Genomic DNA, 17,489 nt, shown 5'->3' with positions numbered 1-17,489 from the left:
AGTATGGCACAAAACGAACGTCCTGAAATTTCAGTAGCAAACTTCCGCGCTTCTTTGTTGGAACATCTTCAGTTCACAGCAGGAAAAGATCCGCAACATTCAACTATCTTCGATTGGCGCATCGCGCTTTCGCACACTTTGCGTGACAGGGCCGTTGAGCCCTGGTTTGCCTCCACACGACGCACCTGGGACGAAGACCGTAAACGTGTCTACTACCTTTCAATGGAATTCCTCATCGGTCGCCTGATGGAGGACCTTGCAATCAACCTGGGTCTGCGTGAGACTGCTGAAGAAGCACTCAGCGAGCTTGGCCTTGATTTTGAAACCGTGGCCAAGGCTGAGCCCGATGCGGCACTTGGCAACGGTGGTCTTGGCCGCCTGGCAGCCTGCTACCTTGAATCAATGGCAACTGTTGGTTGCCCCGCTTACGGTTACGGTCTGCGCTACGAACACGGCCTCTTTGAACAGAGCTTCCTAGACGGTCGCCAGCAGGAGAACCCCGAGAACTGGCTCGCTAACGGAAACCCCTGGGACTTCAACCGGCCTGAGTCAGTCTACGGCGTTGGCTTTGGCGGCGAAATGTACGAGGAAAATGGTCTTCTGCGCTGGGAGCCCGGTACACATGTGCAGGCCCAGGCATTCGATACCCCCGTTGTAGGCTACGGCGGCAAGTGGGCTAACACCCTTCGCCTCTGGGCCGCAGCACCCAACGCCGACCTTTTTGACCTGGGTAAATTCAACTCCGGTGACTTTGTAGCCGCCGCTGAGCCCGAAGCTCTTGCTCGTAGTCTCAGCAGGGTTCTCTACCCCAATGACACCACCGACGGCGGCAAGCAGCTCCGCCTGTCACAGGAATACTTCCTGACTTCAGCATCTGTTCAGGACATCGTGCGCCGCCACCTAGCAGGCCATTCCTCCCTGGAGAACCTGGATCAGCATGTAGCAATCCAAATGAACGATACGCATCCTGCAATCGCAGGCCCCGAGCTCATCCGTATCCTCGTCGATGACCACGGCTTCGGTTTCGACCGCGCCGCAGATTTGAGCAACCGCGTTCTGGGCTACACCAACCACACCCTTCTGCCCGAAGCACTGGAGCGCTGGACCGTTGGCCTGATGCGTAACGTGCTACCTCGCCATCTCCACATCATTGAGCGTCTCGATCAGCAGTTTGTTGAGCTCCAGTCAGGCTCACCCCACCCAGTCCGCCTCATCTCAGGCGACCAGGTCAATATGGGTGACCTAGCTTTTACGACCAGCCACCGTGTCAACGGTGTGTCTGCCTTACACACCGAGCTCGTCCGAACTGAGCTCTTCCCCGTGCACAATGCTCTGCACCCCGATCGCATCCTGAATATCACCAACGGCATTACTCCGCGCCGCTGGCTCAAGCTAGCAAACCCCGCGCTGGCTGAGTTGATCACCAAGACCGTTGGTGAAGGCTGGGAAACTGATCTCGAGCGTCTCAAAGAACTTGAAGCATACGCAGGTGACCCCGAGTTCCTCCATGCCTTCGGGCAGACTAAGCTCGCAGCTAAGGAGCGTTTCACCCGCTGGATGCGCGAAGAGCACGGCATTGATTTACCCACTGATGCTTTGTACGACTCACAGGTCAAGCGCATGCACGAATACAAGCGCCAGCTCCTGAACATCCTTTGGACTATTGCGCATTACCAGCGCATCAAGCGTGACCCGAACGCTGGCTGGGTACCTCGCGTCAAGATCTTCGGTGGTAAGGCTGCCCCCAGCTACCAGACCGCTAAGGACATCATCAAGCTCATCAACGATGTTGCGGATCTTGTCAATAATGACCCCGAGACAAACCACCTGCTCCGTATCGTGTTCCCGCCGAACTACAACGTTTCCATGGCAGAACGCCTCATTCCTGCTTCTGACCTGAGCGAGCAGATTTCAACTGCTGGCATGGAAGCTTCGGGAACAGGCAACATGAAGTTCGCTCTCAACGGCGCGCTTACCATCGGTACCCTCGATGGCGCCAACGTCGAAATCCGTGAGCATGTTGGTGCAGAGAACTTCTTCCTCTTTGGTCTGACCACCGAGGAAGTAGCTCAGCGCCGTAGCCAGCCCGGTCACTCACGCCTAGCAATCGAGAAGAGCCAGGCTCTTAGGGACATCCTTCAGGCTGTAGCAGAGGGCACCTTTAGCCCCGGTGAGCCTTACCGTTTTGGTCAGCTGGTCGATGATATGTGGAACAAGGACTGGTTCCTCGTCGCCTCTGATTTTGATGACTACGATCGTGCTCAGCAAGAGGTTGAGGCCGCTTACCGCGATTCAGCTCGTTGGAATCGCATGGCGGTATTGAACATTGCCCGTATGGGTTACTTCAGCTCCGACCGTTCTGTGCGCGAGTACATGAGCCAAATATGGGGAATCGACCCGGCCATTTAGGCTAGACCGTTACTTTAAGGAATCTGGAGAAGCCTTATGGCGATCACCGAAGCAGAAGCTCTAGCCCTCACCACAGGGAGGAACCGTGATCCTTTCAAGGTTCTTGGCCCCAGTGAAGATGGCAAAGAGCTAGTTGCACTCTTCCCTGGCGCTCTGAAGGTCTGGGCAGTCAACGATACAGATCAGAACGAACTGATCCGCCCGTGGGCAGATATGCCAATCTTTGTGGGGGAGCCTCTCCCCTACTACCGATTACGCATTGAGTGGACCGGTGGCCATATCGAAGAGCGTCAGGACCCGTACCGCTTTGCACCCGTACTGGGTGCACTGGACGAGTATCTTATCGGCGAAGGCCGACACGAGCAATTGTGGAAGGTACTCGGAGCGCACCCCCTGGAGCATGAGAATATCCCCGGCCTGCATTTTGCGGTATGGGCCCCGAACGCTCACCGCGTCTCCGTAGTGGGTTCCTTTAACAGCTGGAACGGCATCATACACCCCATGCGCCCACTGGGATCTTGCGGTGTATGGGAACTCTTTATCCCCGGTCTTGGCGAGGGAGAAGTCTATAAGTACGAGATTCTAGGCCACGACAATGAGCTGTTACCGCTCAAGGCCGACCCTGTCGGCTTCGGGGCCGAGGTCCCCCCGGGAACTGCCTCTATCGTACGAAAGCTCGGCAAGCACACCTGGCAGGACGAAAAGTGGTTGCAGAGCCGGGCGCAGCTGCACGCACAGGATTCACCAGTCAGTGTCTATGAGGTTCACCTTGGATCCTGGCGGAAGGAAGGCTGGCATGATCTCATCGACTATGTAGCTGACCTAGGGTTCACCCATATTGAGGTACTACCCATTACCGAGCATCCTTTCGATGGTTCCTGGGGCTACCAGCCCATCGGCATGTATGCCCCTACCTACAGGTACGGGCTACCTGAAGATTTCCAAGCTTTTGTAGATCAGGCTCACCAAAAGGGACTCGGAGTTATTGCTGATTGGGTACCGGGTCATTTCCCCACCGACGAACACGGCCTCGGCCGGTTTGATGGCACAGCCCTCTACGAACACGAAAACCCCCAAGAGGGTTTCCACCCCGACTGGAACACTTTCATCTACAACTATGGTCGCCCAGAAGTAGCCGGGCATCTGCGTTCTAACGCCATCTACTGGCTCAAGGAATACCATCTTGATGGTTTAAGAGTGGATGCTGTGGCGTCGATGATTCACCGCGATTACTCCCGTAAAGCAGGTGAGTGGGTTCCCAACAAAGACGGTGGACGAGAAAACTACGAAGCTATCGATTTCGTACGCCAAACAAACGATGCCGTAGGTCGAAACACCGAAGGCACAATGATGATTGCGGAAGAGTCCACAACCTTCCCCGGCGTCACGCGAGAAACCCAAGACGGTGGACTCGGGTTTGACTATAAATGGAACCTCGGCTGGATGAATGACTCTCTCAGGTACTTTGGGCTAGACCCCAGTTACCGCAAGGACCATTCTGATTTGCTGACCTTTGGCATAACCTACGTATTCAGCGAGCGCTTTATGCTCCCCATCAGCCACGACGAAGTTGTCCACGGTAAGGGTTCGCTCTATGGGCGGATGCCCGGAGATCATGCATCCAAACTTGGAAATATCAAAGCCTTTTTAGCCTATATGTGGGCTTACCCCGGCAAAAAGCTTCTCTTCATGGGCCAAGAATTTGGCCAACCCGGCGAGTGGAACTACCAGAGCGAACTTGAGTGGAAGGTCCTAGAGGACCCAGGCCATCTGGGGGTTCAGTCACTGGTACGAGATCTAAACAGCCTTTACCGGCAACAGCCTGCCCTCCATCGCAGTGATTGCGACCCGCACGGTTTCCAATGGCTCCTTCTTGATGCTCTTGATGAACAGGTTTACGCCTGGTTACGCCGCGGAGCACCCCAAGACCCCCACATTGTGGTTGTTATGAATATGAGCCCGACTGAGTATGACGGCTTCAGGGTTCCCTTCCCGATAGCTGGACGTTGGCTTGAGGTTCTCAATACCGACTCGGCCCACTATCACGGTGGCAACCGTGGCCATGGTGGTGCTATTGAGACAGAACCCGTCCCCATGGGCAACGAAGCTCAATCAGCTCTGGTCAAACTTCCACCCTTTTCAGTTATCTATTTTGCAGAGGAACAATCATGATTCCCAACACCCCTCCCAACAGCCCAAGGACCGGCAACCACCGCCTCTCAAGTCAGGCCATGGCCTTCGTGCTAGCTGGTGGCCGTGGCAGCCGTCTTGAAGAGCTCACTGACCGTCGCGCCAAACCCGCAGTCCATTTCGGAGGAAAGGCGAGAATTATCGACTTCCCTCTCTCGAATGCCTACAACTCAGGTATTCGAAAGATGGCTGTGGCAACCCAGTACAAGGCTCATTCACTGATTCGCCATATGCAGCGCGGCTGGGGTTTCTTCCGTGCTGAGCGTAATGAGTACCTTGATATTCTTCCTGCTAGCCAGCGTGTCTCTGAGCATCAGTGGTATTTGGGCACTGCAGACGCTATCTACCAGAACATCGATATCGTTGATGACTACCAGGTAAAGTACATTGTTGTTCTTGCAGGTGATCACATCTACAAGATGGACTATGAGATTATGTTGCAGCAGCATGTTGATAACAAGGCCGCTGTCACCGTTGGTTGCTTGACTGTCTCGCGTGAGGAAGCCAGCGCATTCGGTGTTATGGCTGTTGATGAAAATAGCCGAATCGTTGACTTTTTGGAGAAGCCTGCTAATCCTCCGAGTTCACCGGATAACCCGGATGAGTCCTTGGTGTCTATGGGGATATACGTGTTCGATTGGGCTTTGCTGCGTGAAATCCTGATTGCCGATGCGAATGACCCCGATTCCACGCACGACTTTGGCCATGACATTATCCCGCAGATCGTAAAAGACGGAAGGGCTTACGCGCACCGGTTTAGCGACTCATGCGTCATGAGCGGCCTTGAGACTGAGCCCTACTGGCGCGACGTGGGTACCCTGGACTCCTTCTGGCAGGCTAACCTGGATTTGACCGCCCACATTCCGCCGCTGGACTTCTACGATCGCACCTGGCCTATCTGGACCTATGGTGAGATTACTCCGCCCGCTAAGTTTATTCATAATGAGGGTGCCCGCAAGGGTACAGCGGTTCAGTCCCTGATTTCTGGTGACTGCGTGATTTCAGGTGCTCAGGTATCTAACTCTCTGCTCTTCACAGGGGTCAGGGTTCATTCTTTCGCTGAGCTGGATCAGGCTGTGGTACTCCCCCATGTAGATATCGGTCAGTCCGCTAGCCTATCCCGTTGTGTCATCGACAGCGACGTGCGCATCCCTGAAGGTCTCGTTGTAGGTAAGGATCCTGAAGAAGACGCCAAGTGGTTCCGCGTCACCAAGAACGGGGTAACTTTGATTACCCAACCCATGCTTGAGCGCCGTGCTGCGGCGCTGGAAGGTTAGTGGTAGGTATGGCTGGGCGCGTGAAACGTATACTTTCGGTTGCTTCCGAGTGCGCACCGCTGATTAAAACTGGCGGACTCGCAGACGTTGTGGGTGCTCTGCCCGCAGCTCTGGAGCCCCTTGGCTGGTCCTCCAGGGTACTCCTTCCGGCCTACCCTGGGCTATTGGACCGTATCGAGCGGGGGGTTCGAGTCTGGCATGATGATGACCTGTTCGGTGGCCCTGCAAGAGTGGTGCGAGGCAAGATTGACGGGTTAAAAGTGCTCTTGCTCGATGCGCCGCATCTTTTTGCACGCCAAGGTGGCCCCTACTCGGCGCACGGGCATGACCACCACGATAACCACATCCGTTTTGCTGCCCTCAGCTGGGCGGCAGCACAGATTGCCATGAATGGCACCACCGACAGCTGGAAGCCTGACCTTGTGCATGTTCACGACTGGCAGGCTGGGCTGGTGCCTTCCTACCTCAAGTATGCGGGGGCCAATATCCCCACGGTCATGACGGTACACAATATCGCCTTCCAGGGTGTTGTGGGTGCTGATCAGCTAGACGCTATGCGGCTGCCGACCTGGGATTTCACACCTGATTCACTTGAGTACTATGGTCTTCTTTCAACCTTAAAAGCAGGCATGGTTCATGCGTCGCATCTGAGCACTGTCAGCCCCAGTTATGCGCAGGAGCTCACCGACCCAGATTTCGGTTTCGGCCTTCAAGGTGTTGTTACGGCCCGCCGTGACCGCGGTGAGCTCTCCGGCATTATCAACGGTGTGGACACCACAGTATGGAACCCCGAGACTGACCCCGAAGTTGAGCCCTATTCCGCTGCTCAGCCGGAGGGCAAGGCCCTTAACCGTCAGAAGCTACTCAAAGAGTTCAATCTGCCGGAGCCTACCGGGCCCTTGGCTGTTGTGGTTACCCGTTTGACCTACCAGAAAGGTATTGACCTGCTGGTAGAGGCTCTCCCCAGTTTCTTGGATCGGGGGGGCGCGGTGGTTGTTCTGGGTTCTGGCGACGCGGAGTACGAGAGTGCCCTGATGGATTTGGCAGCTCGTTACCTGGATCGTGTGGGTATTCGGATCGGTTACGACGAGGCTTTAAGCCACCGTCTCTACGCCGGTGGGGATATCGTCTTGGTTCCCTCACGCTTCGAGCCCAGCGGTCTGACCCAGCTCTACGGTATGCGCTACGGCACTGTACCTGTTGTTGCGGCAACCGGTGGCCTGCGCGATACTGTGAGTGATGCTACTCCCGAGCGTCTGGCTGACGGTACCGCCACCGGCTTTACCTTTGGTGATGCTTACCTGGGTGGCAGGATTGATGCCGGTGCTTTGAGCTTCGCTCTAGGTCGCGCTTTAGACCTCTATGCAGATCCTCAAGCCTGGTCGAAGCTGCGCTCAACTGCCATGGATCAACCTGTTGGTTGGGAGCACTCTGCCCAGAAGTACTCGGAGATGTTTGATAATCTCATTGCATGAAGGTAGAAATTTGGGCACCTGGAGCGAGCAAGATATGGTTTTGTGTATTCGATGAGCAGGGGCTTGAAACCCGGCATGAGCTAACTCATCGCGACGGTGAGTACTGGGTAGGCGATATTGCTGGTTTACAGCCCGCAGACCGATACGGCTTGAGGGCTACCGGCTGCGACCCCATATTCAACCCGGATAAACTTCTGCTTGACCCGTGGGCTCAGCATCTTGATGCTCCCCTGCGCTGGCACCCTCTGATGGCAGTCGATGCCGAGGGTGACAGCGCAGCTGTCATGCCCAAGTGCATCCTGGCTGATCCTCTGCCTGAAGGACCGGATCCAAGGCTCAACCGCCCCGGCCATGCCTGGGAGGACCTGGTGATTCTTGAGGCCCACGTTAAAGGTCTCACGGCTAAGCACCCCGATATTCGGCCCGAGATTCGTGGAAGCTACGCTGCTTTAGCGGATCCGGCAGTGCTCAAGCACTTGGGCGATATCGGCGTTAACGCCCTTGAGTTGCTGCCTGTCCAAGCTTTTATTGACGACCAATATCTTGTTCAACGTGGCTTAGTAAATTATTGGGGCTACCAGCCGGTGGCTTTCTCTGCACTTGAACCTCGTTATGCCTCTAAACACCCCAACGGGCTAGAGGCAGATGCAGAGTTCAGGCAGGCAGTGCATACTTTGCACGAGCACGGGATTGAAGTAATTCTTGATGTTGTTTTCAATCACAGTGGTGAAGGCGATCAGAGGGATTCCGTGCTGTCGATGCGCGGGCTCAACGATGCCGGTTACTATATGCGCAACTCCGATGGGTCCTATGCCAACGTCACCGGCACCGGCAACACCTTGGCGGTTCATAACCCTCAGGTACTGCGGCTCGTACTCGATTCGCTTCGCCATTTTGCTCAGCGCTACGGTGTGGATGGGTTCCGTTTTGATCTTGCGAGCACCCTGGGCCGTGATGAGACTGGGTTCTCCTCTCAAGCGGCTTTCTTCCAGGCTATCGCCCAAGACCCAGTGCTCAGGAAGCTCAAGCTGATCGCTGAGCCTTGGGATACCGGTTCGGATGGCTATCAGGTCGGAGGTTTTCCTCATCCCTGGCGTGAGTGGAATGATACTTACCGTGACGGAGTACGTCAGGCTTGGAGAGGAAACGGTGAAGCTGTAGGCCAGCTCGCTTCAGCTGTCATGGGTAGCGCCAGGCAGTTTGACCATTATGGGAGGCCAGCGACATCATCGATTAACTTCGTATCAGCGCACGATGGGTTCACCCTAGGCGATATCGTCAGTTATTCCCAAAAGCATAACGAAGCAAACGGTGAGAATAACAAGGACGGCCACAGCGAAAACTACAGTGACAACTTCGGTGTAGAAGGACCTACCGACAACCCAGATATTGCATCAGCCCGTCAGCGTCGCATTAGGGCAATGCTTGCTACCCTATTCCTTTCGCAGGGGGTGCCCATGCTGCTTGCCGGTGATGAGCTGGGGAATACACAGTTTGGTAATAACAACGCCTACTGCCAGGACAACGAGATTACCTGGATTGATTGGGAATCCGCTGATCGCTCCTTGATTGAATACGTTGGAAAGCTCACTAGCTTAAGGCGCCGTTTCCCTGAGCTGCGTCAGCGGGACTTTCTGCACGGTGAAGAGGTTAGCTGGTGGCGTTCAGATGGTGTACCCACTCAGGACCATGACTGGCTCAGCCCAGACTTTAAATGCTTCCAGGTGATGATAGAAAACATCCTGATGGTCTTTAACACCGGTGGTGAAATAGACCTGAAGTTACCTCCTCACCCCGAAGGCAAAGAGTGGCACCTTGAGCTTGCATCGGATGAATACCTACCGCAATCGGTTAGGGTCTACTCATAAGGCAAGGCTTTGGAGATAGTTTGATAGATTCATTCAGTGAGGCACACCGAGTATTGTCGGGTGTGCCTCGTTTTGTGTCTACAGCAGGGTGGGTTGTTGGCATTCTCCTGCGTCTGCCTCGCGGAGGTTAGCGATAGCGCGCTCAAAATCATCAAGGCTCTCAAAGGCCTGGTAAACGCTGGCAAAACGGAGGTAGGCTACGGTGTCGAGCTTTGAGAGTGGCTCAAGGATAGATAGTCCAACTTCGTGCGCGTCAATCTCAGCTAGACCCTTGGCTCGGATGTTCTCTTCGACCTCTTGAGCTAGCTTAGCCAGGTCATCCTCCCCTACAGGCCTGCCTTGGCAGGCTTTTCGGACACCAGAAATAATTTTTTCTCGGTTGAAGGGCTCGGTCACACCTGAGCGCTTAATGACCGAAACAGCCGTTGTTTCTACGGTGGTAAAGCGTTTACCGCAATTGTTGCACTGGCGGCGGCGGCGGATTGCTGAGCCGTCGTCGGTGGTGCGTGAGTCAACCACACGTGATTCGGCTTTGCGGCAGAAGGGGCAGTTCATAGTGGTGCCTCCTAGCGGTTAGTTCCCGGTTGGGTACGGACGGTAATTGCCTCACCGTGGGCAGGTAGATCTTCATCGATAGCTAGGGCAACGATATCGTCGCCAATTTCGGCCAGGGCATCTGAGCTATAGTCGATGAGCTGTACGGCCTTCATGAAGACTGAGGTGTTCAGGCCGGATGCGAAGGAGGCTGAGCCACCAGTAGGTAGCACATGGTTAGAACCTGCCGCGTAGTCGCCCAGCGGTACCGGTGAGTAGGAACCAATGAAGATGGCACCAGCATTGCGGATACGACCGGCCACTTCAGCGGCGTTCTCGGTGTGAATCTCCAGGTGTTCAGCGGCATAGGCATCGGCCACCGAGATAGAAGCTTCAAGGGTATCGGTGAGTACGATCCCCGATTGAGGGCCCGAGAGTGCCGTAGCCACACGCTCGGCGTGCTTGGTGGCTGCCGCACGGCGGTTGATAGCCTCTTGGACGGCCTTGGCAAGGGCCTGGGAATGGGTGATGAGGACCGAACCGGCGTTGGGGTCGTGTTCTGCCTGTGAGATGAGGTCAGCTGCTACGAATTCGGGCTTAGCGGTTTCGTCGGCAATCACAGCAATTTCAGTTGTACCGGCTTCTCCGTCTACCCCAACAACGCCTTGGAGCGCACGCTTAGCCATGGCCACAAAGATGTTGCCGGGGCCGGTGATGGTGTCTACAGGGTCAAGGTAGTCCCCCGCGTCGTCTAGACCGTAGGCCATGGCGGCAAGGGCGCCGGCGCCACCAATCGCCCAGACCTCGGTGATGCCGAGCAAGCCTGCGGCTGCCAGGATGGTGGGGTGAGGTAGGCCGTCAAATTCTTTCTGGGGCGGGGTGCAGAGCACAAGGGACCCCACTCCTGCGGCCTGGGCCGGGACGGTGTTCATGATGACCGATGAGGGGTAGACAGCCAGCCCACCCGGGACGTAAACGCCGGCGCGGCGCACGGGGGTCCAGCGGTTGGTCAGAACAGCGCCGGGTGCTACCTCAATGGTCTGGTCGGCGGGGCGCTGGGCTGCGGCAAAAGCACGGGTGCGTTCGATAGCAACTTCCAGGCCCTTACGGACGGCAGGGTCCAGGTTTTCCAGGGCCCGGTCGATAGCTTGCTGGGGTACACGCAGCGCGCCCTGTTCTACACCGTCAAAGCGGGCGGCAAGCTGGCGCAGGTAGTCGGCACCGTCTGACTGAACCTTCTGGATGATCTCCTGGACGGTGGTGAGCGCGTTGCCAAGGTATTCGTTAGTCTGGCGGGGAACAAGGCGCCGTAGTTCTGCGTAGCTGTGGGTGGTCCCGCGCAGGTCAATGGTGCGCAGGGTGGGGGCGGGTGTTTCCCCTGAATTCTGGGTATTCTCTGATGTGCTCACAACCCCTATTTTAAGCCACCCGTCAAGCATAGAGGCATCTGTGACGCGGGCAAGCCCCTATGAGGTTTCTGTCTACCGCAATCCCCTTCAAATGCTGATAGATAATGCCCAGATTTTCTGGGCTTTCAAACCCACCACACCTGTTTTCTCTCAAAAATAAATACTCTTAAGCTATCGGTGATTACGGGGAGAAAGAGGTCGGGTATAGCCAGCCCACAAGGAAGGAACACCACAAAATTCCTGATGAAGCTCATTTAGAACAGGTTTACCCAGATCGCAACGCAGGTAGATATCATCCAGTGATGCGACGATATCGGTAATAGATCGGGGATCAAACTGCCCTACCAGCCGTTTTGCCCTACCCCTCACGTTGTTAGGGGTAGCACCAGCATCAATTACAGAGTGATTCCAGAGCCTACTATGGTGTGCACAACGATTTCGCAGATAGACCAGTGCCTTCACTCGGGAAGAAAAGCCCCTTTGAGCAAGACCAATCTCTGATGCAAGCCTCGCATGGAGGTTACCATTTGCACCTCGCTCGATTATTTTAGACAAAGTTCCAAAAGAAAAAGCTTGTACAGCTGACCAGATAGGAAGAGTTGAATACATCTCCCCTGTGGAAGATTGTTCTTCCTTGTATCGAAGAATATAGGGTTCTCGACTCCTACTGATATCCCTTAGACAAGATTCCACGACTCGGTCGCAAGTAGCCAAATAAAAGCTATCTTCCAGGTAGTTTCCATATGGCGAGTACTCTTCAGCTATCACTTTCGCAACTTTTGTTCGTAACATAAGTTCTACCGCAGTCAGTTGCCTGCTGAGCCGATAACGTATAGCTGCATCGGCTTGATAGATGTCTAGGATAGTTTCGAAAGAGGTTCCTTCGCTGAAGCTATCTTTGCCATCATGGGGTGCTTCCTGAAAATAGCGTGCATAGCCTGAAAACCGATAGTAGCTATCGGTTGCCAACAGTTGCCTGCAAGTGGTCTCATCCTCGATTATCAGGCCACGACTTTTGAGTAGTTCAAGCTGTTCTTGGATAGATAGGCTAGGCTTCAGGGTTTTTGCTCCAGATTGTTAAAAGGCCCCTCCCATTTGAGCATCCAAGAGAGGCTTGGGAGGGGGGCTATTACCTAAAGGCTACCACAGCAGTTATGGCTTACCTAGGCATCCAAGCAAGTTGGGCCTAGCAGTACCTTGAGGTCCCCGAAGAGCGCTGGGTTGGGGTTCACGCGCACATCGGCCCCCAGCCGCATCAAGACCCGTTTGGTTCGGGTATTAATCGCAATGCGCACCTCAGATTCACCCCTATGGTTGCGCAGGATATCGCGCAACTGCCCCAGGGTTTCCTCGGTAGCCTTGTACTCAGGAATCACAATGGTAACCGGTCCGCTAGCACCGTCAGCTGAAATCTCAGGGATGTGGAGCTCCTGCGCACTCAAGGTAACTGTCCCATCATCTCGGCGTTGCAGACGGCCCTTAATGGTGCAGATAAGATCCTCCGCCAAAATACCGGCAATCGGTTCGTAGGCACGGCCAAAGAACATGACCTCAATCGAACCGGTACGGTCTTCAAGTTCCAGACGGGCGTAGGGGTTACCGGAGTTCTTGGCAATACGCCGGGAAACACTGGTAACCATACCCGCAATGGTCACGATAGCCCCATCCGGCTTTACAGAATCCTCAGATAGCAAGCCCTGAACGGTTGAATCTGAAAGCGCATCCAGTGCATCCTCCAGCCCGCGCAGGGGGTGATCAGAAACGTATAGGCCCAGCATTTCGCGCTCAAAGTTGAGCTTATCGCGTTTCTCCCACTCGGGAACATCAGGAATCTGGACGGTCAGCTCGCTGGCCGGGTCATCGTCGTCCAGGCCCAGGCCACCGAAGAGGTCAAACTGACCTGCGGCCTCCTGACGCTTGACCGAGACGGTAGCGTCAATGGCCTCTTCGTGAATCATGGACAGCGGCCGGCGATCATGCCCCAGCGAGTCAAAGGCACCGGCTTTAATCAGGGAGTCCACGGTGCGCTTATTGCAAACCACCATGGGAACCTTGGACAGGAAGTCATTAAAGTTCTCGTAGCGGCCCTTTTCCTCACGCGCTTGGACCATGGCCGAGACTACGTTCGCACCTACGTTACGAATTGCGCCCATACCAAAACGAATATCATCACCCACAGGTGTGAAGTTCAGGGCAGACTCATTAACATCCGGCGGTAGGACCGTAATCTTCATGTGTCGGCACTCATTGAGATAGACCGCCAGCTTGTCCTTATCGTCGCCAACGCTGGTCAGCAGAGCCGCCATGTATTCCTGCGGATAATGGGCCTTCAAATAGGCAGTCCAGTAGGACACCAAACCGTAAGCCGCAGTATGCGCCTTATTAAAGGCATAATCAGAGAAGGGAAGCAGAATGTCCCACAGGGCCTTGACCGCTCCCTCAGAGTACCCGTTATCGAGCATGCCCTGATGGAAGGTAGCGTACTGCTTATCCAGTTCTTCCTTCTTCTTCTTACCCATAGCACGGCGCAGAATATCCGCCTCACCCAGCGAGTAGTTAGCCACCTTCTGGGCAATGGCCATGACCTGTTCCTGGTAGACAATCAGACCGTAGGTGGTGTCAAGAATCTCTGCCAGAGGCTCTTCCAGCTCTGGGTGAATAGGGGTGACTTCCTGCACACCGTTCTTACGCAGAGCATAGTTAGTGTGCGAGTTGGCACCCATAGGGCCCGGGCGGTACAGCGCCAAAACCGCCGAAATATGCTCAAAGTGATCGGGCTGCATGAGCTTGAGAAGCTGGCGCATAGGGCCACCATCTAACTGGAACACGCCCAGAGTATCGCCACGAGCCAGCAGCTTGTAGGACTCCACATCGTCAAGTTCAAGGGTCTCCAGGTCAAGATCAAGGTCACGGTTGAGTTTAATGTTCTCGATAGCATCAGAAATGATAGTTAGGTTACGCAGACCCAAGAAGTCCATCTTGATGAGCCCCAGGCCCTCGCAGGTGGGGTAATCAAACTGGGTAATTACCTGGCCGTCCTGTTCGCGGCGCATAATCGGGATAACGTCTATCAGGTTGTGGCTGGACATAATAACGCCCGCCGCGTGCACACCCCACTGGCGTTTAAGCCCCTCAAGACCCTTAGCGGTCTCAAAGACCTTGGAGGCATCAGGGTCGTTCTCAATCAGGTCACGCAGTTCCTGGGCATCGTTATAGCGCTTATCGTCGGGGTTATAGACGTTGGCAAGCGCAATATTCTTACCCATCACATCATCGGGCATGGCCTTGGTGAGGCGCTCGCCGGTGGAGAAGGGGTAGCCCAACACACGGGATGAGTCTTTGAGGGCCTGCTTGGCCTTGATAGTACCGTAGGTGACAATCATAGCCACCTTATCTTCGCCGTACTTCTCGGTCACATAGTGAATCACTTCAGAACGGCGGCGATCATCGAAGTCCACATCGAAGTCGGGCATGGAGACGCGGTCGGGGTTGAGGAAGCGTTCAAAAATCAGATCGTGTTCCAGCGGATTCAGGTCGGTAATACGCATAGCGTAAGCCACCATGGAACCAGCACCGGAACCACGCCCCGGCCCCACGCGGATACCTTGAGACTTAGCCCAGTTAATAAAGTCAGCAACCACCAGGAAGTAGCCGGGGAAGCCCATCTGGGTAATAATCCCGACCTCGTACTCGGCCTGCTTGCGCACCTCATCGGGGATACCCTTGGGGAAGCGGTAGTGCAGGCCTCGCTCTACCTCTTTGACGAACCAGGACTCCTCGTTTTCCCCCTCGGGAACGGGGAAGTTGGGCATGTAGTTAGCCTTGGTGTTGAACTCAACGTGGCAGCGTTCTGCGATTTCCATGGTGTTATCGCAGGCTTCGGGGAAGTAACGGAAAAGTTCACGCATCTCAGCCGGGGATTTAAGGTAAAAGTTATCGGCGTCAAATTTGAATCGTTTGGGGTCCTGCAGGGTCGAGCCGGACTGCACACAGAGCAGAGCGGCATGGGCTTTAGCGTCCTCTGCGTGGGTGTAGTGCAGGTCGTTGGTGGCAACCAAAGGCAGCTTGAGTTCTTTGGCCAGCTTAATGAGATCGGACATCACGTTCTTCTCAATATCGAGACCGTGGTCCATAATCTCGCAGTAGAAGTTCTCCTTACCGAAGATATCCCTAAAGTCGCTGGCTGCCTGGATCGCTTCCTTGTACTGGCCAAGGCGCAGACGGGTCTGAATCTCGCCGGAGGGGCAGCCGGTGGTTGCAATCAGGCCCTTACCGTAGGTCTGGAGTAGCTCCCGGTCCATACGGGGCTTGTAGAGCTGCCCTTCAAGCGATGCCAGCGAAGAAGCGCGGAACATGTTGTGCATGCCCTCGGTGGTCTCTGCCCACATGGTCATGTGCGTATACGCACCGCCACCGGAGACATCGTCACGGCCGGAGTTCTCGTCGCCCCATTTGACGCGGGTCCGGTCCTGGCGGGCGGTGCCGGGAGTCAGATAGGCCTCAACACCGATGATGGGTTTAATCCCGGCCTGGTTGGCCTTGTTCCAAAAGTCGAAAGCACCGAAGAGGAAACCGTGGTCAGTTGTTGCTAGGGAACCCATACCCAGTTGTTTGGAATGCTCGAAGAGATCGGTGAGTCGGGCCGCACCATCGAGCATGGAATACTCGGTATGCACGTGGAGGTGGGTGAAGTCTGTGCTAGCCAAAGCGCTTTTTCCTTACGAGATAGAGTCTCAGGGAGGGATTGAGGGATCGGTGTTAGGGGCGGTCAGGGCCAAAGTTGCCCTGACGCAGGGCATCTAAGGCGTAAGCGAGGTCTTGCGGGTAGGGGCTCTCAAACTCCACCCTTTTCCCGCTCGTGGGGTGGGTAAAGCCCAGGCGGTGAGCGTGAAGCCACTGGCGGGTAAGCCCCAGGTGGGCGCTCAAAGCGGGGTCAGCTCCGTAGGTGAGGTCACCGGCGCATGGGTGGCGCAGTGCCGAAAAGTGCACACGGATCTGGTGGGTGCGGCCTGTCTCCAGGTTTACCTCAGCTAAGGACGCCGGCCCAAAGGCCTCCACTACCTCGTAGTGAGTCACCGCAGGTTTTCCATCTTCGTTGACGGCAAATTTCCATTCGCTTCCGGGGTGACGGCCAATAGGCGCATCTATTGTGCCTTTGAGCGGATCGGGGAGGCCCTGAACCAAGGTGTGATAGACCTTGGTAACGGTCCGTTCCTTGAAAGCCTTCTTAAGTTCAGAGTAGGCACGCTCATTCTTGGTGACCACCATAAGGCCGGAGGTGCCCACGTCCAGGCGGTGCACAATCCCCTGGCGCTCAGCCGCACCGCTGGTGGCAATCTCAACACCTGCGTGCTTAAGTGCACCAAGGACGGTGGGGCCGTGCCAGCCCATGGAGGGGTGGGCAGCAACACCGGTAGGTTTATCAACCACCACGATGTCATCATCCTGGTAAATCAGGCTCAGCCCTTCCACATGCTCCGGTTCAATTTCAGTTAGGTCACGAGGGGGCGTACCGGCAACAGTGATTGTTGCGCCTGCGGCGACCTTGGAAGATGCTTTAGTTTTGATGCTGCGGCCTTTACTGTCGGTGAGAGTTACTTGGCCATTTTTGAGCCAGTTACTCACTGTGGCCCGGGAATAACCGCTGAGTGTGGCTAGCAAAGAGTCCAGGCGCAGGCCAGCCTGTTCAGCACTGACAATACATTCGATGTTTACAAGCTCACTCATTCTAGGCTTCTTCTTTCTTCCCCTGTACGGTGGTTGCACTGATTTCACGCTGTCCATCGAGCCTGTACCCCAAGAAGGTTAGAAGAACGATGCAGGCCATGGACATGCAGATGGCTGCATCCGCGATATTGAAAATAGCGAAATTGGGCACTGAAATATAGTCGACGACATGCCCCCTACCGAAACCCGGTTCCCGGATGAGACGGTCGTGGAGGTTACCCACTATGCCCCCCGCTAAGATAGCCAGCAGGATTGTCCAGACAAGAGCACGGGACCTCACAATCAGGACGGAAGTGACGATAGCTCCCACCGTTGATATCACCGTAAAAATCCAGGTGGAGTTCTCCCCCATAGAGAAAGCAGCACCAGAATTTAGGTAGAAGCGCCACCAGAGCAAGCCATCAATCACAGTGATGCTTTCACCGGGCAGCATGGTGCTTTCGACGATATGTTTAACCCACTGGTCAGCGCCGTACACCACAGCAAACAGAACCCAGACAAGAACAGCTTTAGCTACACCAGAGACTGTTCGCACGGGAACCAGTCTTGTATTTTCGTTGAGTGATTGCGCCACTACTGCCTCTCTGCCACCTTGGATAA

The 17,489-nt window shown here is 55.2% G+C and carries 11 protein-coding genes; 5 read left to right on the top strand and 6 right to left on the bottom strand.

All coding sequences use genetic code 11. The features are described from left to right. Window positions 1-3: 3 nt before the first annotated feature. The 5 genes from ACN082_RS06695 to glgX are packed head-to-tail and all read left to right on the top strand — an operon-like array spanning window position 4 to window position 9,219. Entirely contained in the window at window positions 4-2,409 is a 2,406-nt protein-coding gene (locus ACN082_RS06695) for a glycogen/starch/alpha-glucan phosphorylase (RefSeq protein WP_419100076.1), read from the top strand. A 36-nt stretch (window positions 2,410-2,445) separates the two neighbouring features. Further along, window positions 2,446-4,581, top strand: a complete 2,136-nt coding sequence (gene glgB / locus ACN082_RS06690) for a 1,4-alpha-glucan branching protein GlgB (RefSeq protein WP_419100075.1) — start codon at window positions 2,446-2,448, stop codon at window positions 4,579-4,581. After that, window positions 4,578-5,876, top strand: coding sequence for a glucose-1-phosphate adenylyltransferase (glgC, locus tag ACN082_RS06685; protein WP_419100074.1), 1,299 nt, complete (start codon window positions 4,578-4,580; stop codon window positions 5,874-5,876). The genes glgB and glgC overlap by 4 nt, the downstream gene beginning before the upstream one ends. 20 nt (window positions 5,877-5,896) lie before the next feature. Continuing rightward, window positions 5,897-7,351 (top strand): glycogen synthase GlgA, encoded by a 1,455-nt coding sequence (gene glgA, locus ACN082_RS06680; RefSeq protein WP_419100073.1) that lies wholly within the window; start codon window positions 5,897-5,899, stop codon window positions 7,349-7,351. Continuing rightward, window positions 7,348-9,219: a glycogen debranching protein GlgX gene (glgX, locus tag ACN082_RS06675; protein WP_419100072.1), complete on the top strand. Its 1,872-nt coding sequence runs from the start codon at window positions 7,348-7,350 to the stop codon at window positions 9,217-9,219. Before glgA ends, glgX begins: the two co-directional genes overlap by 4 nt. A gap of 78 nt (window positions 9,220-9,297) precedes the next feature. On the opposite strand, the gene nrdR is transcribed toward glgX, so the two are convergent. The 6 genes from nrdR to lspA all read right to left on the bottom strand — a co-directional run bounded on the left by nrdR (window position 9,298) and on the right by lspA (window position 17,463). Continuing rightward, entirely contained in the window at window positions 9,298-9,774 is a 477-nt protein-coding gene (gene nrdR, locus ACN082_RS06670) for a transcriptional regulator NrdR (RefSeq protein ID WP_419100071.1), read from the bottom strand. 11 nt (window positions 9,775-9,785) lie between these two features. Further along, entirely contained in the window at window positions 9,786-11,192 is a 1,407-nt protein-coding gene (hisD, locus tag ACN082_RS06665) for a histidinol dehydrogenase (protein ID WP_419100070.1), read from the bottom strand. A gap of 141 nt (window positions 11,193-11,333) precedes the next feature. Then, complete coding sequence (locus ACN082_RS06660) at window positions 11,334-12,131, bottom strand: Abi family protein (protein ID WP_419100069.1); 798 nt, start codon at window positions 12,129-12,131, stop codon at window positions 11,334-11,336. 194 nt (window positions 12,132-12,325) lie between these two features. Then, entirely contained in the window at window positions 12,326-15,868 is a 3,543-nt protein-coding gene (gene dnaE / locus ACN082_RS06655) for a DNA polymerase III subunit alpha (RefSeq protein ID WP_419100068.1), read from the bottom strand. A gap of 52 nt (window positions 15,869-15,920) precedes the next feature. Then, complete coding sequence (locus tag ACN082_RS06650; protein WP_419100067.1) at window positions 15,921-16,889, bottom strand: RluA family pseudouridine synthase; 969 nt, start codon at window positions 16,887-16,889, stop codon at window positions 15,921-15,923. 1 nt (window position 16,890) lies between these two features. Further along, window positions 16,891-17,463, bottom strand: a complete 573-nt coding sequence (gene lspA / locus ACN082_RS06645; RefSeq protein ID WP_419100066.1) for a signal peptidase II — start codon at window positions 17,461-17,463, stop codon at window positions 16,891-16,893. Window positions 17,464-17,489: the final 26 nt, after the last annotated feature.

Origin of the sequence: Rothia sp. CCM 9417, assembly GCF_048513575.1 — a bacterium.
In the GTDB taxonomy this organism is placed as follows: Bacteria; Actinomycetota; Actinomycetes; order Actinomycetales; family Micrococcaceae; genus Rothia.
Note: the sequence above shows the minus strand (reverse complement) of the source record. Positions and strands in the feature narration are given on the sequence as shown.